Origin of the sequence: Mycobacterium sp. 1465703.0 (assembly GCF_001672975.1) — a bacterium.
GTDB lineage: Bacteria > Actinomycetota > Actinomycetes > Mycobacteriales > Mycobacteriaceae > Mycobacterium.
Genome location: NZ_LZKU01000260.1, coordinates 1 through 949, shown reverse-complemented (window position 1 = coordinate 949; position 949 = coordinate 1). Strand labels below are relative to the sequence as shown.

At 65.1% G+C, this 949-nt stretch carries 1 protein-coding gene; it reads left to right on the top strand.

The genetic code is table 11. The features are described 5' to 3' along the window. Window positions 1-949, top strand: a 949-nt coding sequence (locus A5625_RS24620; protein ID WP_232003813.1) for a condensation domain-containing protein, incomplete at both ends; no start/stop codon positions are given.

Below are 949 nucleotides of genomic sequence, written 5' to 3'. Positions count from 1 at the left end.
CGGTGTGCCGGGCATGCCCCCGAGTGGGCGTCGTTGGCGGTGCAGTATGTGGATTACACGTTGTGGCAGCGTGCGCAGTTGGGTGATCTGGCGGACCGCGACAGCCGTATTGGTGGGCAGCTGGCGTATTGGGAGCAGGCGTTGGCCGGGATGCCTGAGCGGTTGCAGCTGCCCACTGATCGGCCGTATCCGCCGGTTGCTGATCAGCGGGGGGCCACGGTGGTGGTGCAGTGGCCGGTGGAGTTGCAGCAGCGGGTGGCGCGGGTTGCTCGTGAGCATGATGCGACCAGTTTCATGGTGGTGCAGGCCGCGCTGGCGGTGGTGTTGTCCAAGCTGAGTGCGAGTTGCGATGTGGCGGTGGGGTTCCCGATCGCGGGGCGGCGTGATCCGGCGCTGGATGAGTTGGTGGGTTTTTTCGTCAACACGTTGGTGTTGCGGGTGGATCTGTCTGGGGATCCCACCGTTGCCGAGGTGTTGGGGCAGGTGCGGGCGCGCAGCCTGGCCGCTTATGAGCATCAGGATGTGCCTTTTGAGGTGCTGGTGGAGCGGCTCAACCCGACCCGGTCGTTGGCGCATCATCCGCTGGTGCAGGTGTTGTTGGCCTGGCAGAACCTGCCCGGATTGGATACCGGTGATGCTGCGGGGTTGGCGTTGGGTGATTTAGAGGTCACCCAGGTGCCGGTGGACGCTCATACCGCGCGGGTGGATGTGTCGGTGTCGTTGGCCGAACGCTGGACGGAATCTGGTGAGCCTGCCGGGATCGGCGGGTCGGTGGAGTTTCGCACCGACGTGTTCGACCCGGAAAGTATCCAGGCACTCGTCGAGCGGTTGGAGCGGGTGCTGGGGGCGTTGACCGCCGATCCGACCCGGCGGGTGTCGTCGGTGGATGTGCTCGATGAGTGTGAGCACGCGCGTTTGGATGAGATGGGTAATCGGGCGGTGTTGAGCG